We start from the raw sequence: 246 nt of genomic DNA on the forward strand, positions 1-246 counted from the left end.
CAATGACGATGTCTCCCACGAAGGCGAAGCTGGCGGAGACGCCACCGAAGGTGGGATCGGTCAGCACCGAGATGTAGGGCAGGCCCTTCTTGGCCAGGCGCGTGAGCGCTGCATTGGCCTTGGCCATCTGCATCAGGCTCAACAGGCCTTCCTGCATGCGCGCGCCGCCGCTGGCGGAGAAGCACACGTAAGGGGCGCCGATTTCGACGGCGGTTTCAGCGGCCAGGGCAAAGCGCTCACCCACCA

Annotated in this window: 1 protein-coding gene; it reads right to left on the reverse strand. The window is 65.4% G+C overall.

All coding sequences use genetic code 11. The features are described from left to right. Positions 1-246 (reverse strand): carboxyl transferase domain-containing protein (locus CN601_RS22200; protein ID WP_306659841.1); only part of this gene is annotated, 246 nt, incomplete at both ends.

This window comes from Bacillus sp. AFS017336, assembly GCF_002555445.1.
GTDB lineage: Bacteria > Bacillota > Bacilli > Bacillales > Bacillaceae_G > Gottfriedia.